We start from the raw sequence: 24217 nt of genomic DNA on the forward strand, positions 1-24217 counted from the left end.
CTGTCGAGATTTTCCCTGTTGTCGTAAAGCTGCGGCGCGCCTTGCGAATCACCGGCTTTCTTCACTCTTGTATATAGGTTTTTTGAACCCACTTCCCAATGGCAAGCCCCTAAAACAAGGCATAAAACAGGGGATTATGACGCTTTTCCGTCGCCTTTGCCGCCATTTTCGAGAAGAGCCGATAGCCGGCCTATCTCCGCACTGTCAAGGTTGCGAATCTGCCGGGCCAGCCGGTTGGCAAATTCGGTATATTCGGGAGGCAAGCCGGAGGTATCGATCACGACGCGCGGGTCGGACGAGCGGGCGAGCAGGAACAGTTCCTCGGCCTCATCCCAGATGATGTTGAAATAGCCCGCGATGCGCTGTAGCAGATCGAATGTCGGCAAACCACGCTTTCCATGTTCGAGCGCCGAGAGATAGGCAGGAGAGACATTCAGTGCTTCCGCCATCTCCTTCTGCGAGACGCCCTTGCGCGCCCGCAACCTGCGAACCGCCTCTCCGAAGGGTGTCATGGCCTTTCCCCATGCCGCCGCGACAGGCGAATGTAGAGCGCGCCCTCACCGCCATGATGTTGTGCGGCCGACTCATAGGAGGAGATCAGGTAGCGGAATTCCGGCTTCGAGAACCAGAGAGGCACGGCCCGCTTCAGCGCGCCCTCGCTGCCCATGGAGCTGCCCTTGCCCGTGATCACAAGCACATGGCGCATGCCGCGCTCATGGGCGCGGATCAGGAAATCGAGAAGGATGGCATGGGCCTCGCTCTGCACCATCCCGTGCAGGTCGATCCGCGCTTCGAGCGCCAGCCGGCCCTTGGCGATCTTACGCTTGACCGGCTTTTCCAGCGGATGATGCACCCCGGCCGATGGCTTTGCCATTGATGGTGCTGTCGGCTGCAGCGGCGTGGGTGTGGCGGGCGTCTGCTTTTCCTGCTCCCGTTCGGCCGCCGCTTCGGCTTCGGCAAGAAAGGCATCAAGTTCGGTCAACGCCCCCGCCTTGCCGGGCATCGGCCGCGTGCTGCGGGCAACCTTGCCCCAGAGGATCCTCTCATCCGCACTCAGCTTGCGATCCCTGGCCATCAGTCGAATCTTCCGGCGGCGGTATTGGGAATGAGGATGGCGAAATCGGCGTCGTTGCGGACCGTGCCGGCACTTTCCCCGGCCATGTCCCCCGAGCCGGTGAAGATATCACCCCGCGCCGGCCCGATAATCGCCGAACCGGTATCGAGCGCCAGCATCAGCCTGCGGAACGGCCGGCCCTGGTCGAGATGGATGAGGCTTTCGGCGCGAATGAAAAAGGGAAAGCCGAAGGTATGGATCATCCGGTCGACCGCAAGCGCGCGCCCGGCGAGAAGCGGCACCTTGGCGGCCGCGATCGGACCTGCCTGCGGATCGGCAACCGGTGCATCACGGAAGAAAGTATAAGAGCGGTTATGCCATAACACTTCGTCGACGCGCTCAGGATTGCGCACCAGCCAGGCACGGATCGCCTGCATCGAAATCTCCGCCCGATTGATCTCGCCGCGCTCGATCAGTAGCTTGCCGATCGCCGAGAAAGCGTGGCCGGCTTTCGCCGCGTAGGTGATGCGGCCGATACGACCATCCTCATAACGCAGGCGGGCAGCACCCTGCACATGCACGAAGAAGACATCGACCTTCGACTTCGCCCAGGCGATTTCGAGCCCGCGGCCCTCGAGAAACCCCTGATCGATGGCGCGGCGGTCCGGATAGGCAGTGACGCAGTCCTCCTGCAGACGGCCGAAAACATAGGCCTTGTCGAGCCCGGCGGGGCGATTGGCGTCGTCGAGATCGATCAGATCGTCCGGACGCCGGTAGAAAGGAAAACGGAAAATTTCGTCCGGCCGCTCCGCCACGTCGATATCGGGTTCGTAGAAGGCGGTGACGAAGCCGGCATTGCCGTCCTTGCGGCGAATCAGAAAGGGCCGACAGCGCGTCTCGAAAAAGGCGCGCGCCGATTCCGGAGATGACGGCGTGAAATCTTCGGCGGCGGCGAGAAGCGGAAGCAGATCTTCGGAGCTCAGACCCAGCGATCCGGTGCGGTACGGTTTGACATCGGTGATTTGCCGCCGGCAGCTTCGCATAACTTCAAAAAGGCTGGAGGGATCATCATCCTTCCAGCCTTCCAGAGTGTCGAAGCTTATGGCCTGCAGGACGAAGTCCGATGCGTGGTCACTCATGTTCCGATTCGGTCGCCACAAGTTTCCAGTTCGGATCGCGCGAGCGGGTGTCGCGGGCGAAGGTCCAGACGTCGTTGACCTCGGCGACGTTTTCAGCGTCGCCCTCGATCAGAACGTCGGCCTTGTCGTAGGTCGCCGATATCAGCTGGCTGGCAATGCGCACGGTGATCTGTGCTTCGCTGCCCTTGGTCTCCGCATGGGTGATCTCAGCCTTGTCGATGCCGACGAAAGTGGACTTCACCTTCTCGCCCCGGGCTTCACGCTCGCCGATCGCCGCGTCGAAGCCGTCATAGACTTCGCGGGACAGCAAGTTTTTCAGCGTTTTCCGGTCGCCATCGGCATAGGCCATGACGATCATCTCGTACGCCATGCGGGCGCCGTTCAGAAACTCCTTCGGGCTGAAGGCAGGATCGGCCTTGTTCAGCGCACGCAGCGATTCGTTGAGCGGCGTTCCGGGCGCCGCGAAAGCATCGATGGCGGCGAAGCGATCCTCATCCTCCGTCGTCGCATCGCGCCGCGGCAGCGTCACGACCTTGCCAGCATCGGCGGCCTCGGCCGGAGCCGCATCCCGCGGCGTATAGAGATCGCGCGGCGGCTTCTCATTTCCTGTACGGCGCCCGAGCACGGAGCGGAGCTGAAAGAAAATCAGCACAGCCGCTACCAGGAAAAATAATGTGATGAAGTCGTTCGAACTCATATCGTATCGCAGCCGCCGTTAACATCTCTGATTTGTACTCCCATATAGTCTGCCTATACAGATGATTCAAATGATCGCTGGCATCTTCGCCAGCGCCAAGAGGAGACCGGCGAGCCCGGGACATGACCGACATGCGTTTTTCGATCCTGCCAGCCTCCATTCTGCTGCTGCCGTTCGCCGAAATTGCCGGTTTCGTCGTCGTCGGCCAGGCTATCGGATTGTGGCTGACGCTTGTTCTCGTCATGCTGGGTTTCGTTCTCGGCGTGGTTCTGCTGCGCCGGCAGGGCATCGGTATTTTGCGCCGCATGTCGAGCGAAGGACGAAATGGGGTGATGCCGGGCCGCGACCTGCTGCGGCCGGCGATGAACGTTATCGCCTCGCTGCTCCTGATCATTCCCGGCTTCCTCACGGATATCATCGCGATCCTCATTCTCATTCCGCCGGTGCGCGATCTCGTCTGGCGGGCGATCGCCAAACGCTTCGTCGTCGTCAATGCCAAGGGCGGCTCTTCTGCCAGCCCGCAACCCGATTTCCGCGACCGCAAGCCGAACTCGAAGGTGGTCGATCTCGACGAGGAGGACTATCATAGAGAGCCGGATCGCAGCTCGCCGTGGTCCGGCAAGCATCTTGGCGATTGAGGCACTGCGGCTGATCAACCGAGCCAAGCGCCCAGGGTTGTAAGCCCTTGCCTGAAATGTTAGATGGCGGCACCATTCCCATGCCCCTCGAGGAAAAGCCAATGGCAGACGATAACAACAGCAACGGTGCGGCCAACCCCACCCTTTCGATCCTTGCGCAATATACCAAGGATCTGTCCTTCGAAAATCCGGGTGCGCCGCGTTCGCTGCAGGCCCGCGACAAGGCGCCGACGATCAACATCAATGTGAACGTCAACGCCAACCCGCTTTCCGATACGGATTTCGATGTCGTGCTGTCGCTGAATGCCGAAGCCAAGGACGGCGACAAGACGGTTTTCCATGCCGAACTCACCTATGGCGGCGTTTTCCGCGTTGCCGGTTTCCCGCAGGAACACATGCTGCCGGTGCTCTTCATCGAGTGCCCGCGCATGCTTTTCCCCTTCGCCCGTCAGATCATCGCCGACGTCACCCGCAACGGCGGTTTCCCGCCGCTGATGATCGACCCGATCGATTTCACGCAGATGTTCGCTCAGCGCGTTGCCGAAGAACAGGCCCGCGCCAAGGTTCAGGCCGTTCCGAACTGACCCGATCCTTCTTGTCTGAAATGCGGATGCCCGGGCCTGGTCCCGGGCATTTTCAATTGAGGACCGGTTTAATCGAGATTGGCGTATTTCGCCCAGACGCTTTTTTCACCGAGCTTGGCGACGAGCGCCTCATGCGCCTGCTCCTCGGATAGGCTGATGCGCGGGGCGAGTGGGCGGGGCCGCTCAAGCACTGCGGCAACCACCACATCGTCTTCCATTGCCGTTTCGCCGTGGCGAGCCTGGCCCGACGTTCCTGATATGCTCAGGCCAAAGGCCGCCTGCCTGCCGCCGATCATCTCGATATAAACTTCGGCAAGCAGTTCGGAGTCGAGCAGCGCGCCGTGTTTGGTGCGGTGCGAATTATCGATGCCGTAGCGCCGGCAAAGCGCATCGAGCGAATTCGGCCCCATCGGATGTTTGCGCCGCGCCATCGACAGCGTGTCGAGCACCCGTTCCGGCAGGATTGGCGGTAAACCGATCCGCGCGAACTCAGCGTTGATGAAGCCCATATCGAAGGTGGCGTTATGGGCAATCCACTTCGCATCGCCGAAGAAGGTGAGGATTTGTTCGGCAACCTCGGCGAAAGGCTGCTTGTCCTTCAGGAATTCATCGGTGATGCCGTGCACGGCGAGCGCATCCGGATGAACCTTCTGATCTCCAGGATTGATGAAGATATGGATCGTGTTGCCGGTGGGGAAATGATTGAAGAGCTCGATGCCGCCGATTTCGATGATGCGGTCGGCGCGGTTGTCGAGGCCGGTTGTTTCCGTATCGAAGATGATCTCACGCATTCCGGAAATCTCCCTTGGCAATCCGCGTTTTCAGTTCGGCGACGATCTCGAACACCCGTTCCCTCGTCGTCGCGATACTGTGACTGGTGTCGATCAGATAATCGGCCCGGCGCCGCTTTTCCGTGTCCGGCGTCTGGCGTGAGAGAATCATGTCGAATTTTTCCTCGGTCATGCCTTCGCGCGCAAGCACCCTTTGGCGCTGAATCTGTGGATCAGTGCTGACGACGACGATGACATCCACTCTTGCCTCGGCGCCGGTTTCGAAAAGTAATGGAATATCGAGCAATACCATGTCGGCGCCGGCGGCGCGTTGTCGCTTCAGAAATTCCGTCTCACGTTTGCGAACCAGCGGATGGACGATCGCTTCCAGGCGTTTGAAGCCGTCGGGATCAAGAGCGAGCAGGCGGCCGAGTTCACGTCGGTCGACGGCTCCATCCTTCATCGTGCCGGGGAAGGCGGCATTCACCAGGGGTGCAGCCTCGCCGGCATAGAGATCGTGGACCACGGCATCCGAATCATTGACCGGGATTCCGGCATCGGCGAAGAGCTTTGCCGCTGTCGATTTTCCCATTCCGATGGAGCCGGTGAGACCGATCTTCAGCATCAGTGTGCTTCCATATCCGCGATGATGAGCGCACGCAGCGCCGCGTCGACGATGGGACGCTGGCCGAACCATTTTTCGAAGCCGGGTACGGCCTGGTGCAAGAGCATGCCGAGACCATCGACGATGGGAAACCCTTGCTCTTCCGCCTGCGTCAGGATCGGCGTCTTCAAGGGCACATAGACGATATCGGTGACGACGGCATCGGCTGCCAGAGGCGAGAAATCGAGTTGCGGCGCCTGCTCGCCGTCCATGCCGAGCGAGGTGGTATTGATGAAGAGGCCGGCCCCTTTCATCACTTCGGCAAGCGCTCCGGCCGGATGGGCCTGGACACGCGGGCCAAAACGATCCGCGAGTTCACGCGCGCGTTCGACGGTGCGGTTGACGACGTGAATCTCCTTGAAACCACGATCACGGACCGCCTGGATGATCGCGCGGCTGGCGCCGCCGGCGCCAAAGACGACGGCCGTGCCATGCCGGTCCCAGCCGGGATGGCGTTCGTCGAGATTGGCGATGAAGCCACGACCGTCGGTATTCGTCGCATGCAGGGCGCCATCCTCCCGCCAGAGCGTGTTCGAGGCGCCGAGTTCGCGCGATAGCGCGTCCGGCTTGTCGGCGAGCCGGAACGCCAATTCCTTGTGAGGAATGGTGACATTGCCTCCGATAAAGCCGGAACTGCCGTCCTTCAACGAGTGAATGAAATCGGCAAAGGCCTCGGGTGCCACTTCATGAGCGCGGTAGCTGCCCGGCAGACCGAGCGTCTTCAGCCAATATCCGTGGATCAGTGGCGAGCGCGAATGCTTGATGGGAAAGCCCGTGACAAACGCCTTCGGCCCGAATGTTTCACGTGAATCACCCATCGATCGCTCCGAGTTCTCGCAATTTTTTTAAGAGCGGCAGCATCGGCAGGCCGAGAATGGTGAAATAATCACCTTCGATCTTTTCGAAGAGCTGGATGCCCTCCCCCTCCAATTGATAGGCGCCGACGCTGGAAAGCGCCCGTTCGCCAACCCGCGCCAGATGCCTGGCGATGAACTCCACCGTCAGTGGCCGCATCGTCAATTCCGCATGGGCGAGATGTTCCCACAAGACCACGCCGTCGCTGACGATCGCGACGGCGCTGTTCAATCTGTGGGTTACGCCGGAAAGAGCTTGAAGGTGGCTAGCCGCGTCAGCCAGGTCCTTCGGTTTATGGAAGACGCTGTCGCCGAGCGACATTGTCTGATCCGAACCGATGATCAGGCAATCCGGAAAGCGGCTGCTGACCTCCTCCGCCTTGGCCCTGGCCAGGACGAGGGCCACGGCATCAGGCTTAGCACCGGCTTTTTCCAACGGCGCTTCGACGGCCCGTTCATCGATCCTTGCGGCATGCGCCTCGAAGGACAGACCGGCATTTTCCATCAGCATCCGGCGAAACGGGCTCGACGATGCAAGGATGAGTTTCGGTGTCATGGGTTCCTCGGCGTGCCGGCTTTTCGTCAGCGCTTAGCGCAGCTTCGGCCGCAGGGCAACGATTGCTGCGGCTGTTTCCTCGATTGAGCGGCGGGTGACGTCGATCAGCGGCCAGTTATGACGGGCGCAAAGCGAGCGGGCATATTTCAGTTCCTCGGAAATCGCGGCGCGATCGGTGTAGTGTTCGCGATCGAAACCCTGCGTCACCCCGAGCACCCGGTTTTCCCGCACCTGGGAAATACGGTCGGTGGTGGCGATCAGGCAGACGATCAGCGGTCTGCTCGCGACGAAGAGGCTCTCGGGCAATGGCACGCCATAGACGATCGGAATGTTCGCCGTTTTGATGCCTCGGTTGGCAAGATAGATGCTGGTCGGTGTTTTCGACGTCCGGCTGATGCCGATGATCACCACATCGGCATCGTTGTAATCGTCGGGCATCTGGCCGTCATCGTGATCCATGGTGAAATTCAGCGCTTCGATGCGCGCGAAGTAGCCGGCATTCATCACATGCTGAGCTCCGACCCGACGGCGCGACGGGGCGCCGAGATAGATCTGGAAGGCATTCATCACCGGCTCCAGCACATTCACCGAAGCGACACCCATCTCGATGCAGCGCTCATCGATCAGGCTCGCAAGCTCCCGGTCGACAATGGTGTAGAGCACGATGCCGGGGGCGTCATCGATCGCCTGCAGAACCGGCAGCAGCTGTTTGCGATTGCGGATCAGTGGATAGACATGTTCGATCGGCTGCGCCGATCTGAACTGCGCCGACGCGGCGCGCCCGGCGGAGATCAGAGTCTCTCCCGTTGAGTCAGAAATCAGATGCAGATGAAAGAAGTTCGTTCTGTTCTCCACGCTATTTTCCGCTGCCTGTTGAAAACACTGGATGAAACAGAGCTACGGCGGCGAGGCAGTCTCCGGCAAGGGAAAACATGCCTCCTTATCCACATTTCGGATTTTGCCGAACGGTTTCGGTTGGCCCTGTGGACGATGGGGAAGGGCTGGGCTTCTTGAAAGCTCGTCCACAGCCTGTCCACAGCTATGAGAAAAATTGTCGATCCGGAAGGATTTGGAATCATTTCTGGATTCGGCTTCTCCCCGAAATTTGGACGAGATGGACAAATCTTTCCGATGTTGTTTTGCAGCCGCGCGACAAATGGCATCGGCGGTGGATGGATTTTAATCCTTGATAGTCACCGACTCTAAGAAATAGAAGCCTTTTAAAATATCTTTGTTATTTTATAGGGAAGAAGCGCTTGAGCGATACGCGCCGAAAGATCATGAGGGTTTTGAGTGGCGAGAGTCTCTCCCCTCCTCCTCTCTGGCTGATGAGACAGGCAGGACGTTATCTCCCGGAATATCGGGAGACACGGGCAAAGGCAGGGAGTTTTCTCGATCTCTGCTACACGCCTGAGTATGCCGTCGAAGTGACATTGCAGCCGATGCGCCGCTATGGCTTTGATGCGGCCATTCTGTTTTCCGATATCCTGGTCATTCCAGACGCAATGAAGCGAAATGTCCGGTTCACCGAGGGCCATGGCCCGGAGATGGATCCGATCGATGAAGCCGGGATCGGCAGTTTGAACGGCGAAGAGGTTGTCGATTATCTCAGGCCGGTTCTGGAGACGGTACGGCGGCTGCGTGAAGAACTGCAAGCGGAGACGACGCTGCTCGGTTTCTGCGGGGCGCCATGGACGGTTGCGACCTACATGATCGCCGGTCACGGCACGCCGGATCAGGCCCCTGCCCGTCTCTTCGCCTACAAGCATCCCCGCGCCTTCGAGCATCTGCTGATGCTGCTTGCCGACGTATCGGCCGATTATCTCGTCGCCCAGATCGATGCCGGCGCCGATGCCGTGCAGATCTTCGATTCCTGGGCAGGTGTTCTCGGTGAGAAGGAGTTCGAGGCGTTTGCGATCAGGCCGGTTGCGCGGATGATTGCTTCCGTCAAATCACAACGGCCGCATGCTCGCATCATCGCTTTTGCCAAGGGCGCCGGCTATCAGCTTAAGACCTATCGCCAGAAGACGGGCGCAGATGCGATCGGCCTCGATTGGTCGGTCCCGCTGGCCTTTGCAGCCGAACTTCAGAAAGACGGACCGGTTCAGGGCAACCTCGATCCGATGCGCGTCGTTGCCGGCGGCCGGGCGCTGGAGGAAGGCATCGATGATATTCTGCAGCATCTCGGCAATGGTCCGCTGATCTTCAATCTCGGTCACGGCATTACACCGCAGGCCGATCCCGAGCATGTGCGTCTGTTGGTGGATCGTGTGCGAGGCGGGGCGTGACGATGGAAAAGCAGACCGATCGGAGGTCTGGCGCTTACGCCCGGCGCCGGGCTCATTTTGCGCTGGCCTTCTTTGCGCTGATGGCGGTCGGGCTTTTTGCCTGGAACCCCGATAATCTCTACCTCTGGGTCAAGGCGCTGCACATCATCGCGGTCATTTCCTGGATGGCCGGGCTGTTTTACATGCCGAGGCTGTTCATCTATCACACCGATGCGGAGCCCGGCTCGGTGCAGTCGGAAACCTTCAAGGTGATGGAGCGTCGGCTGCTTCGGATCATCATGACGCCGGCGATGATGTTGACGTGGATTTTCGGCCTCTATCTCGCCTGGTCGGTTTATGGATTCCAGGGCGGCTGGCTGCATGCCAAGATCGGTCTCGTCGTATTGCTGACCGCTGTTCATATGTTCTTCAGCCGCGCCGTCGGAGCGTTCGAGCGGGATGAAAATCGCCGCTCGGCGCGTTATTGGCGGTTCATGAACGAGGCCCCGACAGTGCTGATGATCCTGATCGTCATCCTCGTCGTGGTGAAGCCGTTCTGAGGAAAATCGTCCTCAGGTTAAATTTGCTTCATTTTAAGCAGCCCTCTTGCGGCAGCGATTGCGAGTCGCTATTTTCCGCGCATCTCATCTACGTGGCATGTGTGTAGAGTTCAGTCGTCTGCGAGCCCTTTCGCGGTACCGAATACGACCCAACATCGCCTTTCCCCTTTGAAATTAAAAAGAGTATTGGTCACTTCATGGCTGAAATGAAGCTTCAGGAACTTAAGAGTAAATCCCCGACGGATCTGCTGGCATTTGCCGAATCGCTCGAGGTCGAGAACGCAAGCACGATGCGCAAGCAGGAGCTGATGTTTGCGATCCTCAAGATGCTTGCCAGCCAGGATGTTGAAATCATCGGCGAAGGCGTCGTCGAAGTGCTGCAGGACGGTTTCGGCTTCCTGCGGTCGCCCAATGCGAACTACCTACCAGGCCCGGATGATATTTATATCTCCCCGTCGCAGATCCGCCGTTTCTCGCTGAAAACCGGCGATACCGTCGAAGGCCCGATCCGTGGACCGAAGGAAGGCGAGCGCTATTTCGCGCTGCTCAAGGTCAACACCATCAATTTCGACGATCCGGAACAGATCCGGCACAAGGTTCATTTCGACAATCTGACGCCGCTCTATCCAAACGAGCGCTTCAAGATGGAACTCGATATTCCGACCACCAAGGATCTGTCGCCACGTGTGATCGACCTGGTAGCGCCGCTCGGCAAGGGCCAGCGTGGATTGATCGTCGCGCCGCCGCGTACCGGTAAAACCGTGTTGTTGCAGAACATCGCGCATTCGATCACCGCCAATCATCCGGAGTGCTATCTGATCGTCCTGCTGATAGATGAACGCCCCGAAGAAGTGACCGACATGCAGCGCTCGGTTCGCGGCGAGGTTATCTCCTCGACCTTCGACGAACCAGCCGTCCGTCACGTGCAGGTGGCCGAGATGGTCATCGAGAAAGCCAAGCGTCTTGTCGAACACGGACGCGACGTTGTCATCCTGCTCGATTCGATCACGCGCTTGGGCCGTGCCTACAACACGGTCGTTCCCTCGTCAGGCAAGGTCCTGACCGGCGGTGTGGACGCCAACGCTCTGCAGCGGCCGAAGCGCTTCTTCGGCGCGGCGCGTAACATCGAGGAAGGCGGCTCTTTGACGATCATCGCGACCGCGCTGATCGATACCGGCAGCCGCATGGACGAAGTGATCTTTGAAGAATTCAAGGGCACGGGCAACTCGGAAATCGTCCTCGATCGCAAGGTCGCCGATAAGCGCATCTTCCCGGCCATGGACATCCTGAAATCCGGTACGCGCAAGGAGGACCTTCTGGTTCCGCGCCAGGATCTGCAGAAGATCTTCGTGCTCCGCCGCATCCTTGCTCCGATGGGCACGACCGATGCGGTCGAATTCCTGATCGACAAGCTCAAGCAGACGAAAAACAATTCCGACTTCTTCGAATCGATGAACACTTAATCCTTAGCCGGATTCACCCTTAAAGCTGGAGGCATCGTCACGATGCCTCCAGCTTTTCTGTTTGAGAGGAATCGATTTCGATTCCATCCGATGAACCAGGCGTTATGGCCATGTTGAATGATACCATATATGCGCTATCGAGCGGTGCCCTGCCGTCGGGTGTTTCAGTCGTTCGAATCAGCGGCCCGCTGACCAAAGACATATTGGTGAAGCTCGTGGGGTCCGTTCCGGTAGCCCGGCGTGCGTCTTACCGAACGATTCGAGCTCGTAACAATCAGCCGATCGATAGCGGCCTGGTGCTGTTTTTTCCTGCTCCAAATTCGTTTACCGGCGAGGATGTTGCCGAGTTGCAGATCCACGGCAGCAGAGCCGTGCTGGCGGCGCTGTTTCACGCGCTTGGCGATATTCCGGGTGTTCGGATGGCGGTTGAAGGCGAGTTCTCCCGCCGGGCTTTCGAGAATGGCAAGCTTGATCTCGTTGAGGTGGAAGGGTTGGCCGATCTCATCGGCGCCGAGACCGAAATGCAGAGGCGCCTTGCGGTCGAACATAGCGCAGGCGGGCTTTCCGCAGTTTACGATTCGTGGGCGGAACGATTAACGCGTGCCCGCGCGCTGATCGAGGCGGAGCTTGATTTCCCCGACGAGGATGACGTTCCAGGGTCGGTATCGGATGCGGTCTGGGCCGATATGGCGAAGCTTCGCAGTGATATCGGGGATCATCTGGCGGCGGCTTCGGCCGGCGAGATCATCCGAGACGGCTTCAAGGTGGTCATCGCCGGCGCTCCGAATGCTGGAAAGTCGAGCCTGTTGAACGCTTTGGCACGTCGAGACGTGGCAATCGTGACGGAGATTGCCGGAACCACCCGCGATGTCCTGCAGGTTGATCTCGATATTGATGGTTACCTGATCAAGCTCTATGACACTGCGGGTCTTCGCGAGGCGGAAGACAAAGTCGAGATGGAAGGTGTGCGGCGCGCGCGTGTGGCACTGCGTGATGCTGATCTTGTCCTGTTGCTGGTCGACATGACGAAACCGCTGATTCCCGACGACTTGGAGCAGTCCTCTCCGCATGTTACTGTCGGGACAAAGATGGATCTGACCGAAGTCGCTTCGAGTCGGTATGATCTGCAGATTTCGACCGCGACGGGTGATGGTCTGCCGGAACTACGGCGGTTGATCGGCGACATCGTTGAGAGACGTTGTGCTGGCCTGTCTATGGCAATCCCCAGCCGGCAGCGGCATAAGGATTCGCTAGCGAAATGTTTAGTGGCGATTGATGCGGCCATATCGCAGACGGATGTGAATCTTGAACTGCGGACCGAGGAGCTGCGAATTGCGGCTGAGTATTTGGGCAGAATTACCGGACGAGTGGATGTCGAACAGTTGCTCGGGGTGATCTTCTCCGAATTTTGTATTGGCAAATGATTCACGTGAAACCTTTGGAGCTAAAGGGCTGTACGGTTTCACGTGAAACGCCTGCCGGATATGGAGTCATGAATGACGGATAATGTCTTCGATGTGATTGTAATCGGCGGGGGCCATGCCGGGTCGGAGGCTGCCAGCGCAGCTGCGCGCCTTGGGGCAAAAACCGCTCTGATTACGCATAGGCGGGACACGATCGGAGTCATGTCCTGTAATCCGGCGATTGGCGGGCTGGGCAAGGGCCATCTGGTTCGCGAGATCGACGCGATGGATGGCCTGATGGGTCGCGTCGCCGATGTTGCAGGCATTCAATTCAGGATGCTCAACAAGAAGAAAGGCGCGGCTGTCCGAGGACCGCGGACGCAGGCCGATCGAAAGCTTTATCGCCTGGCAATGCTGGCGGCGATCGAAGCGACGCCGGACCTGGATATCATCGAAGGCGATGCGTTTGATCTGGACGTTGTCGATGGTTGCGTCGCCGGCGTGATCATGAAGGATGGTCGAACCCTGAAAGCGCCGGCAGTGGTTTTGACCACTGGAACCTTTCTGCGCGGTCTTATTCATATCGGGTCGGAAAAGACACCGGCCGGGCGTGTCGGTGAAGCGCCGTCGATCGGATTGTCTGCAACTCTCGCCCGCCTGGGACTGCGGCTGGGACGTCTGAAGACCGGCACACCCGCCCGGCTGGACGGAAAGACGATCGACTGGCAATCCGTCGGTCGACAGGGAGCTGACGAGGAGCTTGTCCCCTTCTCCTTCATGACCGACACGATTACCACGCCACAAATCGAATGCGGGGTCACCAGGACGACCGAAGCGACCCACCGCATCATTGTCGACAACATTATGCGCTCGGCAATGTATTCCGGGCAGATCGAAGGCGTCGGGCCTCGTTATTGCCCGTCGATCGAAGACAAGCTGGTGAAATTCGGAGAGCGGGATGGACATCAGGTCTTTCTCGAACCCGAGGGACTGGACGATGACACGGTCTATCCGAACGGAATTTCTACCTCCCTGCCGGCGGAGGTCCAGGCAGACTTCATCAAAACCATTCCCGGCCTCGAAGCGGCAAGAATACTGCAACCGGGCTATGCAATCGAATATGATCATGTCGATCCGAGAGAGTTGACTCCATCGCTGGAGGTCAAACGGTTGAGAGGCTTGTTTCTCGCCGGCCAGATCAATGGTACCACCGGATATGAAGAGGCGGGCGCGCAGGGATTGGCAGCCGGGCTGAATGCTGCATTGCGAAGCAGCGATTCGGAACCGTTCCATTTCAGTCGGACGAATTCTTATATTGGCGTCATGATCGACGATCTCACCTCGCGAGGCGTTACGGAACCGTATCGAATGTTTACATCGCGTGCGGAGTATCGACTGAGTTTGCGGGCTGACAACGCCGATATGCGCTTGACGCCGCTGGCCATGCGGCTTGGATGCGTCAATGGCGAACGAGTGCAGCGACTCACATCCTATCAAGCAGAGATCGAAACCAGTCGGGCGCTGTTGCAGTCGCTGGCGGTTACACCGAATGAGGCGCGCCGCGCTGGCCTGAATATCAATCTCGATGGACAGCGCCGAACTGCGTATGATTTACTGTCCTATCCGAATTATGATTTCGCCGCGCTCCGCCTTGTTTGGCCGGAGAAGCTGGGCATGATTGGACCGAAAGTCGCGGAAGCACTGGAAATTGAGGCTGGGTATTCGGTTTACCTCGATCGACAAGCCACGGCGATCAAAGATCAGCAACGCGACGAGGAGCGGCAGATACCGCTTGATTTCAGCTATGACGCGCTGTCCGGTCTCTCGAACGAGCTGAAGGTCAAGCTCAGCGCTGCTCGCCCTTTCAATATTGCCCAGGCTGCAATCGTTGAAGGGATGACGCCGGCGGCAATCGCATTGCTGCTCGTGCATTTGCGTCGACTATCCCCTGCCGAGCGCCATAGCGCTTGATTACAAGATTTGAGAGTCTTTCAGAATGGAATTAAACGGTTTGCGTGTTTCACGTGAAACACAGGAACGGTTGCAACACTTTGCAGCGCTGTTTCAGAAGTGGGCAAAAGCAATCAATCTGGTGGCGCCGTCGACACTCGATGATCTATGGCACCGGCACATCGCTGATAGCAGTCAGGTCTTTCAGATTCATCCTCAACCGATTACCTGGGTTGACCTCGGCAGTGGGGGCGGCTTTCCCGGCGTTATTACGGCGATTTTTCTAGCCGAGCTGCAAGGTGGATGGGTCCATCTGGTCGAAAGCAACCATAAAAAGGCAGCGTTTCTGCGGACAGCGCTGCGGGAGACAAATGCGCGCGGCAGCGTTCATAGCATTCGAATCGAAGATGCTTATACGGAGGTTGGCGAATGTGACGCGATTTCAGCGCGTGCCCTTGCGGATCTTGATTCGCTCATCGGATATTCATCGCCTTGGATGTTTGGCAAGGAAAATTGTCGTGGCTTCTTTCACAAAGGCCGGGATTACCGGAAGGAAATCGACAAAGCACGTGGTCGGTGGGAATTCGATCTGTTAGAACATAAGAGCGCCGTCGAGCAGGAATCTGTTATTTTGGAAGTATCAAATCTCCGGCGCTTGGTTTAACAGATCGGATATTGCGGCAATGGCTGGCGAACGACATCGGATTATCACCATCGCAAATCAGAAGGGTGGCGTTGGTAAGACGACCACAGCAATTAACCTGGCAACGGCGCTTGCTGCTATCGGCGAGCGTGTCTTGATCGTCGATCTCGACCCGCAGGGCAATGCCAGCACCGGCCTCGGTATCGATCGTCGTGATCGCAAGCTTTCCTCCTACGATCTGATGGTTGGTGATCGTGGGATCCCCGAAGTGACCCTCGAAACAGCGGTTCCTAATCTGTTTATCGTCCCGTCGACGATGGATCTTCTTGGCATCGAGATGGAAATCTCGCAGCAGAGCGATCGGGTGTTCAAATTGCGGAAAGCGCTGTCTTCGCCCGAAGCCATGGCGTTTTCTTATATTCTTCTGGATTGCCCGCCGTCGTTCAATCTGCTGACGATGAATGCCATGGCGGCAGCGCATTCGGTCCTCGTTCCGCTGCAATGCGAATTCTTTGCGCTGGAGGGATTGAGCCAGCTGCTCGAGACCGTCAGCCAGGTTCGCCGGACAGTTAACCCGCGTCTGGATATTCAGGGTATCGTCTTGACGATGTTCGATGCGCGCAACAATCTTGCCCAGCAGGTTGTCAATGACGTGCGTACGCATCTCGGGGACAAGGTTTACCACACGTTAATTCCGCGCAACGTCCGGGTTTCCGAGGCGCCGTCCTACGGTAAGCCGGCTATTCTCTATGACTTGAAGTGCGCGGGCAGTCAGGCCTATCTGCAGCTGGCCTCCGAGGTCATCCAGCGAGAACGCCAAAGACTGGCCGCGTGATATCATTTTAGGGGTGTAGGTGAGTGTAGATCATGAATGACGATGTATCAAAGAGGCGATTGGGCCGCGGCCTTGCGGCGCTGATTGGTGAAATGGATCAGCCTGTCCCGGTGGAAGCCGAGCGGACTATCAGCGCCGACAGAATGATCCCGATCGAGTTCGTCAGCCGTAACCCCCGCAATCCCCGTCGGTTCTTCGATGACTCCGAGCTGCACGATCTCGCAAGCTCCATTCGTCAACACGGTATCGTTCAGCCGATTGTTGTGCGGACGATGTCGCGGGATCGATATGAAATTATCGCCGGCGAACGACGCTGGCGCGCAGCTCAGCTTGCCGGGCTGATCGAGATTCCCGTCATTATCCGTGATGTGGATGATAAGACGGCGCTGGAAATCGCCATTGTCGAAAACGTACAGCGCGCGGATCTCAATGCCCTCGAAGAGGCCTTGGGTTATGAGCAGCTTATCGCGGAATACGGCTACACCCAGAACGACCTCGGCGAAATCATCGGTAAAAGCCGCAGCCATGTTGCCAACTCGTTGCGCCTGTTGAAATTGCCTGATCCGGTTCGCGATCTGCTTGCCGCCGGCAGCCTATCGGCTGGGCACGCGCGCGCATTGGTTTCGACATCCGACCCGGCAAGTCTTGCCCGTACGATCGTTGCCAAGGGCATGTCGGTGCGTGACGCAGAAAAGCTGGCGCAAAACAATATCAAGGCACAATCGGAGCCACAGCAGGCGGCCTTGCGGCGAGATCAGAAAGATTCCGACACGCTGGCGCTGGAACGGACGCTTTCCGATGCACTCGGCCTTGATGTTGCGATCAATCACAAGGCAAGCGGCGGCCAGATTAAAATTTCCTATAAGTCGCTAGAGCAGCTCGAGGAAATCTGCCGCTTGCTCGAGAGGCGTTAGAGCACCGACGCTCTAACTTCTTGAAACAACGCATCGTGCTTTCCGAAACATGATTATTGGGCCGACGTGCTGGTCAGGCGGATTTCCGGCCGGATTGAAGGGTGGTGGACAGAAGCGTTTGCATCGCAACGCTGTCTTCCAGCACCTGCCGCCGCCTGCTTTGCAGAATAGCGGCCTGTAGCCGATTGGATTCACGGGCGATGCTTTCCGCTGTCCACTGGCGCAGCGCCTGTTCGATGATCGGCTTGCGGCGGAAATGCAGATGCCGCCCCATTGTCTGCATGATTTGAGGCGGCTGCAGCCGTTTTTCATCCATTTCGGCGCGCATCGAATCCAGAAGCTGGAATTGCTTCAAGCATGCCTGCAGCACAAGAAAGATCGCGGTTTTCGAGCTGCTGATTTTTTGCATGGAGTGCAGAAAGGCGTTGAGATCACCGCCGAAGATGGCATCGACGGCGTCGTCAACCGAGATGGCGCTGGCGTCGCCGATTATTTCGGTAACGTGATGTTCTTCGACCGTATCGAAGCCGCGGCAGTAAAGAGCAAGCTTGCGCACCTCGTTTCGGGAAGCGATCCTGTCGCCGCCGATCAACGCGATCAGCGCCTGGCGCGCGGCCGGCGTAATGCCGAGCTTTTCTGCACTGAGCTCTGTATCGATCAACGCATTCAAGGCGCGGCTGTCATCGGCGTAGGAGGGGATCGTCATGACTGATCGTGCGGCTTCCGCGGTTTTGCGCAGCAGGGAACCCTTCTTGAGGTCACCGGCCTCGACGAGCAGATAGGCGGCTTCGAGCGGTTTATCGGCCAGCAACGCCAGGGAATCGACGAGATATTTCTCGTTGGCGGCACCGCGGATCCAGATCAGTTTCTCACCGCCGAACAGGCCAATCGACTGGACCTCGTCGACCAGCCGACCGGGGTCTTTCTGCAGGTCGCCAATATCGAGCTTCGTCAGCGAGAAGGGATCATCGAGAGCAACACCGCTCTTACCGGCGAGCAGGCTTGCCCGTTCGGAAACAAGGCCGCGATCCGGTCCGTAGATGACGTAAATCCGATAGTTCCGTGCCGATTTCTGCAGGAAAGTCTCGAATTCGTGGGATTTTATCTCTGCCACATCTCCGCCCTCAGCGGCTGAGGGCAGCGGCGATATCGGCTCCCACGAATTCCGCCACCTGATCCGCCGCGCGGTTTTCGGCATCACGGATCGCCCGCTGCTTGGCGAATTCCTGTTCGGAAAAATCCACCAGCGCCGTGGTCGCGCGGCTGCCGGCCTTGATGACGTGATCGTCGGTCGCCGAACGCAGCGTGTAGGTGACGCTGACGGTCACACGGCCAGCGCGCGACGTATCCGTCGAATCCGTCAAGAGTGTGTCGGCAACAGACGTGGTAGCGCGAATCTCAACCTGATATTGCGGGTTTACCGCTTCACCGGCACCGCGCGATGCAAGGAAGATCAGGCGATTGCGCACCTGCTGCTCGACGCGGCTGCTTGCTGGGGAAAAGCCGACCGAGGAAAGCTTTTCGACGACACCGGAACTCTCGGAGTAAAGCGGTCGGACCTGGCAGGCGGAGAGAAAAGCCGCCGAGGCAAAGATCATGGCGATGCCGGCATTGCGGGCCAGCTTGCAAGCGATATCAAACGACAATGTTTACAATCCTTTGGGGAACCACGATGATCTTCTTCGGTGCCTGTCCGTTCAGCGCGTTCTTCACCGCATCCAGATCCAGCACGGCGTCGGTGACGGCATTCTGATCTGCATCGCGAGAAATTGTCAATTCAGCGCGTTTCTTGCCATTGATCTGTACCGGCAGGACGACATCGTTTTCGATGACGAGTGCTTCGTCGTATCGCGGCCAGCTTGTCCGGGCAAGCAGGCCTTCATTGCCAAGCGCGGCCCAGCACTCCTCAGCCAGATGCGGCGTCATCGGAGAGACGAGCTGAATCAGGATCTCGGCGGCATCGCGCACCGCCGCGCGATAGATGGCATCGCCCTCGCCTGCCGCAACTCTCGTCATCGGTGCGGCCAGCGCGTTGACAAGTTCGTAAATTCGGGCAACGGCCTTGTTGAACCACAGCTTGTCATAGTCGTTCTCGACAGCCTTCAGCGTCTTGTGGGCGGCCTGCGAGATCGACAAGGCTTCCCCATCGGTGGCCGGCGCAGGTACCACGGCGGAGAGCGCATCCGCTGCTTCGGAAATCAAGCGCCACAGACGCTGGGTGAAACGATGGGCGCCCTCGACGCCTGCCTCGGACCAGATGACATCACGCTCTGGCGGGGAGTCGGACAGAACGAAGAAACGAGCGGTATCGGCGCCGTAGGAGGCGATGATATCGTCGGGATCGACGACGTTCTTCTTCGATTTCGACATTTTCTCGATCGAGCCGATCGCAACTTCTTCGTTGTTCGTCAGCAGGAAAGCCCGGCGTTTTCCATCGAGTTCATCGATACGGATATCGGCGGGAGCCACCCATTCGCGGCTGGCGCCGGCGCCGCGGCTATAGGTTTCGTGGACCACCATGCCCTGGGTGAAGAGACCCTTGAAGGGTTCGGTGGCCGCGACGTGACCGGTCTCGCGCATGGCGCGGGTGAAGAAGCGGGAATAGAGCAAGTGCAGGATCGCGTGCTCGATGCCGCCGATATACTGGTCGACCGGCAACCAGCGGTTTGCCGCCTCCGGATCGGTCGGCTTTTCTTCCCAGGGCGCGGTGAAGCGGGTGAAATACCAGCTCGAATCGACGAAGGTGTCCATCGTATCCGTCTCGCGGCGGGCATCCTTGCCGCAGTTCGGGCAGGGGACGTGGCGCCAGGTCGGATGACGGTCGAGCGGATTGCCCGGCTGGTCGAAGGTGACGTCGTCGGGCAGCTTGACCGGCAGGTCCGCCTTCGGCACCGGCACGACACCGCAATCATCGCAATGGATGACCGGGATCGGGCAGCCCCAATAACGCTGGCGGGAAATACCCCAGTCGCGCAGACGGAAATTGACCTTGCGTTCGCCCTGCGGCGCATTGCCGAGCGAAGCGGCCGACAGCCGGTCGGCGACGATATTGAAGGCTTCTTCGGTGGTCTTGCCGTCGAGGAAGCGTGAATTGATCATCACGCCATCACCGTCATAGGCGGTGTCGCCAACGGAGAAGCTTGCGGCATCGCCATCCCTCGGCATGACGACGGCCACCACCGGCAGGTCATATTTTCGTGCAAAATCAAGGTCGCGCTGGTCGCCCGAGGGGCAGCCGAAGATCGCGCCGGTGCCATAATCCATCAAAACGAAATTGGCGATATAGACCGGCAGCTTCCAGGAAGGATCGAGCGGGTGCCGGACGCGGATACCGGTATCCATACCCTTCTTTTCGGCGGTCTCGAGTGCTGCGAGCGAGGTGCCGGCGCGGCGGCACTCTTCGCAGAAGGCTTCGATATCAGGGTTCTTCGCGGCAGCATCCTTCGCCAGCGGATGATCGGCGGCGATTGCCAAGAAGGAAGCGCCGAACAGCGTGTCCGGCCGGGTCGTATAGACCGTGACTTCGCTCTCGCCGGCAGGTGTCGTTTCCGGCACGATCTCCCAGCGGATCGTCAGGCCTTCCGAACGGCCGATCCAGTTCTTCTGCATCACCCGCACTTTTTCCGGCCACTGGTCGAGCGTATCCAGCGCGTCCAGCAGATCCTGGCTGAAGTCGGTGATCTTGAAGAACCATTGTGTCAGTTCACGCTGTTCGACCAGCGCGCCGGAACGCCAGCCGCGGCCATCGATCACCTGTTCGTTGGCGAGCACGGTGTTATCGACTGGATCCCAGTTGACCTTCGACTGCTTGCGATAGACCAGGCCCTTCTCCAGGAAATCCAGGAAGAGATGCTGCTGGTGCTGATAATATTCGACGTCGCAGGTGGCGAATTCGCGGCTCCAGTCCAGCGAAAGACCCATGGCCTTCAGCTGCGCCTTCATCGAGCCAATGTTCTGGTGCGTCCAGGAGGCGGGATGCACGCCGCGCTCCATGGCGGCATTCTCCGCCGGCATGCCGAAGGCGTCCCAGCCCATCGGATGCAGCACGTTGTAACCGCGGGCGCGCTTGTAGCGGGCGACGACATCGCCCATGGCGTAATTGCGGACATGACCCATATGGATGCGCCCCGAGGGATAGGGGAACATTTCGAGGACGTAATATTTTTCGCGCGGATCGGCATTGTCGGTCTCGAAGACCTTGTCTTCATTCCATTTCTGCTGCCAGCGGGGCTCGGCATCGCGCGGATTATAACGTTCGGTGGCCATGGTATTCGTATTTCCGGAAAATCAGGGGAGTTGGTCGAGACCTTCACCATGAAACCACCGTAGCGTCAAGTTTTGCAGGCGCTGCGAGCGTCCGATCTTGGTCATGACTAGGCGATTTCGCGAAGGCGGGTCTTGGCAAGCACAGGCTGGCTGGTTAGTTCATTGCCGATCCTTTCATGCTGGTATGTCGAGGCAGAACGATGGAACTTCAAGAGCGCTTGAACGATGTGCGGTCGCGGATTGCGGCCGGGGAACGCGAGGCAGGTCGTCCGGCGGGTTCTGTTCAGCTCGTCGCGGTGTCGAAGACCTTCGAGGCGGACGCGATCCGCCCGGCCATCGAAGCCGGGCAGCGTATCTTCGGCGAGAACCGGGTGCAGGAAAGCCAGGGCAAGTGGCCGGCGCTGAAGGCAGAGCATCAGGATATCGAGCTGCATCTGATCGGACCGCTGCAATCGAACAAGGCGGCGGATGCTGTGGCGCTTTTCGACGTGATCGAAACGGTAGACCGGGAAAAGATCGCCCGCGCGCTTGCCGAGGAGATGAAGCGGCAAGGCAAGGCGCTGCGGCTCTATGTCCAGGTCAATACCGGGCTCGAACCGCAGAAGGCCGGCATCGCTCCTGACGACACGCCGGCCTTCGTCGCCCTCTGCCGCGACGAACTCGGCTTTTCGATCGAAGGTTTGATGTGCATTCCGCCGGCCGAGGAAAATCCCGGACCGCATTTCGCCCTGCTGGCTAAGCTCGCGCTCAAATGCGGCGTCGAAAAACTTTCCATGGGCATGTCGGGCGACTACGGGACGGCCATCGCCTTTGGCGCCACGAGCGTGCGTGTGGGATCAGCGATTTTCGGCACGCGCTGAAACGCTGCTTTGGTCGGGCTTCCCGTTCCCCTTAATGCCGCCTAGATTAGGTTTGCATGTCCTGGGGAGGAGCAGATGCGGAACGGCTATCATCAGGCCTATGCGGCCTGGAAACGCGATCCCGAAGCCTTCTGGCGCGAAGCGGCCAGTGACATCGACTGGTTCAAGCCGCCAGAGCGGATTTTTTCACCCAATGACGGCGTCTATGGCCGCTGGTTCTCAGACGCCGAAACCAATACATGCCACAATTGCCTGGACCGGCATGTGGCTGGCGGCCGCGGCGGCGAGACAGCCGTCATCTTCGACAGCGCAATGAACGGCGAAAAGCGCCGTTTCACCTATGATGAGGTGCTTCGGGAGGTGATGGCCATCGCAGCAGCACTGGTCGAGTGCGGCATCGGCAAAGGCGATCGCGTCATCCTTTATATGCCGATGGTGCCGGAGGCGGTCTTTTCCATGCTTGCCTGCGCCCGCATCGGGGCGGTTCACTCCGTCGTTTTCGGCGGGTTTGCCGCCAGCGAACTTGCTGCGCGAATCGACGATTGCGCTGCGAAGCTGGTGATCACCGCGAGCTGCGGGCTCGAGCCTGGTCGCATCGTCGCCTACAAGCCACTGGTCGATCAGGCAATCGAGATCGCGCGTTCGAAGCCGGATCGCTGTCTGGTGCTGCAGCGGCCGGAGCTTCGAGCAGATCTCGTCAGCGGTCGAGATCAGGATTTCGAGGCGGCAGTGGCGCAGCATCGTGGCGCCGAGATCGCCTGTGTCTCCGTCAAGGCCACCGATCCGCTCTACATCCTCTATACCTCGGGCACGACGGGCCAGCCGAAGGGCGTCGTGCGCGATAATGGCGGCCATATGGTCGCGCTCAACTGGTCGATGCAAAATATCTACGGCTTGAAGCCGGGCGAGGTCTTCTGGACAGCTTCGGATATCGGCTGGGTCGTCGGGCATTCCTATATCGTCTATGCGCCGCTGCTATCAGGCGTAACCACTCTGATCTTCGAGGGAAAACCGATCGGCACTCCGGATGCCGGCACATTTTGGCGCATCGTTTCGGAATATCAGGTGCGGGTGCTCTTCACGGCGCCGACGGCATTCCGCGCCATTCGGCGGGAGGACGGTGACGGTGAACTGATGCACCAATATCCCATGCCGGATTTGCGCGCTCTGTTTCTTGCCGGCGAGCGGGCGGATCCGGAGACGTTGAAATGGGCCGAGCGCATGCTCGGCTTACCCGTCATCGATCATTGGTGGCAGACGGAGACCGGCTGGCCGATCGCCGCAAATCCGCTGGGCCTCGGCGCTCTTCCCGTCAAGCACGGTTCGCCGGCGCTGCCGATGCCCGGCTATGATATTGCGGTGCTCGACGATGCCGGTCATCCGATCGAGGCGGGAACACTCGGCAATATCGTCGTGAAGCTGCCCCTGCCGCCCGGCTGCCTGCCGACCCTCTGGAACGCCGACGACCGTTTTCGCTCCGCCTATCTCGATGAGTTTCCCGGTTATTACAAGACGGCCGATGCCGGCTATGTCGATGAGGACGGCTATCTCTTCATCATGTCGCGCACCGACGACATCATCAATTGCGCCGGGCATCGGCTCTCGACAGGGGCGATGGAGGAGGTCTGTGCGCGTCATCCAGATGTCGCCGAATGCGCGGTTATCGGCGTGATCGATGCGCTGAAGGGTCAGGCGCCCTGCGGTTTCCTGGTGCTGAAACGACATGTCTCCCGCGACGCGACGGCGATCGAATCAGAGGTCGTGGCGATGATTCGTGATTCGATCGGACCTGTCGCCGCCTTCAAGACGGCCATAACCGTTAACCGGTTGCCGAAGACACGCTCCGGCAAAATCCTGCGCGGCACGATGCAGAAAATCGCCGACGGCATACCCTGGAAAATGCCTGCAACCATCGATGATCCAACGATTTTAGAGGAAATTGCCGAGGCGCTGCGCGGCCGCGGTTTAGGCTCCCTGCCGATGTGAATTAAACTTTCGGTAAGCCTAATTGAGGAATTGTTAACCATGTTGATGCAAGCATTTGTTAACGGCAATGGCTTGCATAGCAGGCTTTGCATGACGCGGTCGCCGTTACCGGCT

At 59.0% G+C, this 24217-nt stretch carries 24 protein-coding genes; 12 read left to right on the forward strand and 12 right to left on the reverse strand.

Going from position 1 to position 24217, the window contains the following annotated elements; genetic code table 11:
* Positions 1–134 precede the first annotated feature (134 nt).
* From FFM53_RS13270 to FFM53_RS13285, 4 genes are read right to left on the reverse strand one after another with little or no spacing between them, the layout of a single operon-like run.
* Positions 135–512, reverse strand: a complete 378-nt coding sequence (locus FFM53_RS13270; protein WP_018244167.1) for a helix-turn-helix domain-containing protein — start codon at positions 510–512, stop codon at positions 135–137.
* Positions 509–1075, reverse strand: a complete 567-nt coding sequence (locus FFM53_RS13275) for a Smr/MutS family protein (RefSeq protein ID WP_138331986.1) — start codon at positions 1073–1075, stop codon at positions 509–511. Before FFM53_RS13275 ends, FFM53_RS13270 begins: the two co-directional genes overlap by 4 nt.
* Positions 1075–2193, reverse strand: a complete 1119-nt coding sequence (gene mltA / locus FFM53_RS13280; protein ID WP_138389335.1) for a murein transglycosylase A — start codon at positions 2191–2193, stop codon at positions 1075–1077. Before mltA ends, FFM53_RS13275 begins: the two co-directional genes overlap by 1 nt.
* Positions 2186–2890, reverse strand: coding sequence for a Tim44/TimA family putative adaptor protein (locus tag FFM53_RS13285; RefSeq protein WP_003544090.1), 705 nt, complete (start codon positions 2888–2890; stop codon positions 2186–2188). The genes mltA and FFM53_RS13285 overlap by 8 nt, the downstream gene beginning before the upstream one ends.
* Before the next feature lie 131 nt (positions 2891–3021).
* Between FFM53_RS13285 and FFM53_RS13290 the strand changes: the two genes are divergently transcribed.
* Positions 3022–3528 (forward strand): FxsA family protein, encoded by a 507-nt coding sequence (locus FFM53_RS13290; RefSeq protein ID WP_138389579.1) that lies wholly within the window; start codon positions 3022–3024, stop codon positions 3526–3528.
* A 101-nt stretch (positions 3529–3629) separates the two neighbouring features.
* Positions 3630–4112: a protein-export chaperone SecB gene (gene secB, locus FFM53_RS13295; protein ID WP_003544086.1), complete on the forward strand. Its 483-nt coding sequence runs from the start codon at positions 3630–3632 to the stop codon at positions 4110–4112.
* Between the two features lie 68 nt (positions 4113–4180).
* On the opposite strand, the gene dnaQ is transcribed toward secB, so the two are convergent.
* The 5 genes from dnaQ to FFM53_RS13320 are packed head-to-tail and all read right to left on the reverse strand — an operon-like array spanning position 4181 to position 7811.
* Complete coding sequence (gene dnaQ / locus FFM53_RS13300; protein WP_138331984.1) at positions 4181–4903, reverse strand: DNA polymerase III subunit epsilon; 723 nt, start codon at positions 4901–4903, stop codon at positions 4181–4183.
* A complete protein-coding gene (gene coaE / locus FFM53_RS13305; protein ID WP_138389336.1) occupies positions 4896–5507 on the reverse strand; it encodes a dephospho-CoA kinase in 612 nt (203 codons plus the stop codon). Before coaE ends, dnaQ begins: the two co-directional genes overlap by 8 nt.
* Positions 5507–6364, reverse strand: a complete 858-nt coding sequence (locus FFM53_RS13310; protein ID WP_138389337.1) for a shikimate dehydrogenase — start codon at positions 6362–6364, stop codon at positions 5507–5509. The genes coaE and FFM53_RS13310 overlap by 1 nt, the downstream gene beginning before the upstream one ends.
* Positions 6357–6956 carry a Maf-like protein gene (locus FFM53_RS13315; protein WP_138331981.1) on the reverse strand — a complete coding sequence of 200 codons (600 nt, stop codon included), beginning with the start codon at positions 6954–6956 and terminating at the stop codon, positions 6357–6359. The genes FFM53_RS13310 and FFM53_RS13315 overlap by 8 nt, the downstream gene beginning before the upstream one ends.
* Before the next feature lie 33 nt (positions 6957–6989).
* Positions 6990–7811: a pyruvate, water dikinase regulatory protein gene (locus FFM53_RS13320; RefSeq protein WP_138389338.1), complete on the reverse strand. Its 822-nt coding sequence runs from the start codon at positions 7809–7811 to the stop codon at positions 6990–6992.
* Between the two features lie 401 nt (positions 7812–8212).
* On the opposite strand from FFM53_RS13320, the gene hemE reads away from it, so the two are divergent.
* From hemE to FFM53_RS13360, 8 genes are all read left to right on the forward strand, one after another.
* Positions 8213–9244: a uroporphyrinogen decarboxylase gene (gene hemE / locus FFM53_RS13325; protein WP_138389339.1), complete on the forward strand. Its 1032-nt coding sequence runs from the start codon at positions 8213–8215 to the stop codon at positions 9242–9244.
* 2 nt (positions 9245–9246) lie between these two features.
* Positions 9247–9783, forward strand: coding sequence for a protoporphyrinogen oxidase HemJ (gene hemJ, locus FFM53_RS13330; protein ID WP_138389340.1), 537 nt, complete (start codon positions 9247–9249; stop codon positions 9781–9783).
* A gap of 197 nt (positions 9784–9980) precedes the next feature.
* Positions 9981–11246, forward strand: coding sequence for a transcription termination factor Rho (gene rho, locus FFM53_RS13335; RefSeq protein WP_012759538.1), 1266 nt, complete (start codon positions 9981–9983; stop codon positions 11244–11246).
* Between the two features lie 104 nt (positions 11247–11350).
* Positions 11351–12670 carry a tRNA uridine-5-carboxymethylaminomethyl(34) synthesis GTPase MnmE gene (mnmE, locus tag FFM53_RS13340; RefSeq protein WP_138389341.1) on the forward strand — a complete coding sequence of 440 codons (1320 nt, stop codon included), beginning with the start codon at positions 11351–11353 and terminating at the stop codon, positions 12668–12670.
* A 72-nt stretch (positions 12671–12742) separates the two neighbouring features.
* Positions 12743–14620, forward strand: coding sequence for a tRNA uridine-5-carboxymethylaminomethyl(34) synthesis enzyme MnmG (mnmG, locus tag FFM53_RS13345; RefSeq protein WP_138389342.1), 1878 nt, complete (start codon positions 12743–12745; stop codon positions 14618–14620).
* A gap of 25 nt (positions 14621–14645) precedes the next feature.
* Positions 14646–15263, forward strand: coding sequence for a 16S rRNA (guanine(527)-N(7))-methyltransferase RsmG (gene rsmG / locus FFM53_RS13350; RefSeq protein ID WP_138389343.1), 618 nt, complete (start codon positions 14646–14648; stop codon positions 15261–15263).
* 19 nt (positions 15264–15282) lie between these two features.
* The gene (locus FFM53_RS13355; RefSeq protein WP_011654065.1) at positions 15283–16077 is read left to right on the forward strand and encodes a ParA family protein; all 795 of its coding nucleotides are present in this window, start codon (positions 15283–15285) and stop codon (positions 16075–16077) included.
* 32 nt (positions 16078–16109) lie between these two features.
* Positions 16110–16991, forward strand: coding sequence for a ParB/RepB/Spo0J family partition protein (locus FFM53_RS13360; protein WP_017962618.1), 882 nt, complete (start codon positions 16110–16112; stop codon positions 16989–16991).
* A gap of 73 nt (positions 16992–17064) precedes the next feature.
* On the opposite strand, the gene holA is transcribed toward FFM53_RS13360, so the two are convergent.
* Genes holA through leuS form a run of 3 tightly spaced genes read right to left on the reverse strand, consistent with a single transcriptional unit; the run spans position 17065 to position 21257 of the window.
* Entirely contained in the window at positions 17065–18105 is a 1041-nt protein-coding gene (holA, locus tag FFM53_RS13365; protein ID WP_138389344.1) for a DNA polymerase III subunit delta, read from the reverse strand.
* Positions 18106–18115: 10 nt separating this feature from the next.
* Positions 18116–18637 (reverse strand): LPS assembly lipoprotein LptE, encoded by a 522-nt coding sequence (lptE, locus tag FFM53_RS13370; protein ID WP_138331972.1) that lies wholly within the window; start codon positions 18635–18637, stop codon positions 18116–18118.
* Positions 18627–21257 (reverse strand): leucine--tRNA ligase, encoded by a 2631-nt coding sequence (gene leuS, locus FFM53_RS13375; RefSeq protein ID WP_138389345.1) that lies wholly within the window; start codon positions 21255–21257, stop codon positions 18627–18629. The genes lptE and leuS overlap by 11 nt, the downstream gene beginning before the upstream one ends.
* A gap of 200 nt (positions 21258–21457) precedes the next feature.
* Between leuS and FFM53_RS13380 the strand changes: the two genes are divergently transcribed.
* Together FFM53_RS13380 and FFM53_RS13385 are read left to right on the forward strand one after the other, a co-directional pair.
* Entirely contained in the window at positions 21458–22117 is a 660-nt protein-coding gene (locus FFM53_RS13380) for a YggS family pyridoxal phosphate-dependent enzyme (protein WP_138389346.1), read from the forward strand.
* Between the two features lie 75 nt (positions 22118–22192).
* Entirely contained in the window at positions 22193–24103 is a 1911-nt protein-coding gene (locus FFM53_RS13385) for a propionyl-CoA synthetase (RefSeq protein ID WP_138389347.1), read from the forward strand.
* The last annotated feature ends 114 nt before the right edge of the window (positions 24104–24217 follow it).

Origin of the sequence: Rhizobium indicum (assembly GCF_005862305.2) — a bacterium.
In the GTDB taxonomy this organism is placed as follows: Bacteria; Pseudomonadota; Alphaproteobacteria; order Rhizobiales; family Rhizobiaceae; genus Rhizobium; species Rhizobium indicum.

Bases quoted from the DNA above. Each gene is read 5' to 3' on its own strand.
- FFM53_RS13270 (WP_018244167.1), bottom strand. From the start codon at position 512: ATGACACCCTTCGGAGAGGCGGTTCGCAGGTTGCGGGCGCGCAAGGGC.
- FFM53_RS13275 (WP_138331986.1), bottom strand. From the start codon at position 1,075: ATGGCCAGGGATCGCAAGCTGAGTGCGGATGAGAGGATCCTCTGGGGC.
- mltA (WP_138389335.1), bottom strand. From the start codon at position 2,193: ATGAGTGACCACGCATCGGACTTCGTCCTGCAGGCCATAAGCTTCGAC.
- FFM53_RS13285 (WP_003544090.1), bottom strand. From the start codon at position 2,890: ATGAGTTCGAACGACTTCATCACATTATTTTTCCTGGTAGCGGCTGTG.
- FFM53_RS13290 (WP_138389579.1), top strand. From the start codon at position 3,022: ATGCGTTTTTCGATCCTGCCAGCCTCCATTCTGCTGCTGCCGTTCGCC.
- secB (WP_003544086.1), top strand. From the start codon at position 3,630: ATGGCAGACGATAACAACAGCAACGGTGCGGCCAACCCCACCCTTTCG.
- dnaQ (WP_138331984.1), bottom strand. From the start codon at position 4,903: ATGCGTGAGATCATCTTCGATACGGAAACAACCGGCCTCGACAACCGC.
- coaE (WP_138389336.1), bottom strand. From the start codon at position 5,507: ATGCTGAAGATCGGTCTCACCGGCTCCATCGGAATGGGAAAATCGACA.
- FFM53_RS13310 (WP_138389337.1), bottom strand. From the start codon at position 6,364: ATGGGTGATTCACGTGAAACATTCGGGCCGAAGGCGTTTGTCACGGGC.
- FFM53_RS13315 (WP_138331981.1), bottom strand. From the start codon at position 6,956: ATGACACCGAAACTCATCCTTGCATCGTCGAGCCCGTTTCGCCGGATG.
- hemJ (WP_138389340.1), top strand. From the start codon at position 9,247: ATGGAAAAGCAGACCGATCGGAGGTCTGGCGCTTACGCCCGGCGCCGG.
- rho (WP_012759538.1), top strand. From the start codon at position 9,981: ATGGCTGAAATGAAGCTTCAGGAACTTAAGAGTAAATCCCCGACGGAT.
- mnmE (WP_138389341.1), top strand. From the start codon at position 11,351: ATGGCCATGTTGAATGATACCATATATGCGCTATCGAGCGGTGCCCTG.
- mnmG (WP_138389342.1), top strand. From the start codon at position 12,743: ATGACGGATAATGTCTTCGATGTGATTGTAATCGGCGGGGGCCATGCC.
- rsmG (WP_138389343.1), top strand. From the start codon at position 14,646: ATGGAATTAAACGGTTTGCGTGTTTCACGTGAAACACAGGAACGGTTG.
- FFM53_RS13355 (WP_011654065.1), top strand. From the start codon at position 15,283: ATGGCTGGCGAACGACATCGGATTATCACCATCGCAAATCAGAAGGGT.
- FFM53_RS13360 (WP_017962618.1), top strand. From the start codon at position 16,110: ATGAATGACGATGTATCAAAGAGGCGATTGGGCCGCGGCCTTGCGGCG.
- leuS (WP_138389345.1), bottom strand. From the start codon at position 21,257: ATGGCCACCGAACGTTATAATCCGCGCGATGCCGAGCCCCGCTGGCAG.
- FFM53_RS13380 (WP_138389346.1), top strand. From the start codon at position 21,458: ATGGAACTTCAAGAGCGCTTGAACGATGTGCGGTCGCGGATTGCGGCC.
- FFM53_RS13385 (WP_138389347.1), top strand. From the start codon at position 22,193: ATGCGGAACGGCTATCATCAGGCCTATGCGGCCTGGAAACGCGATCCC.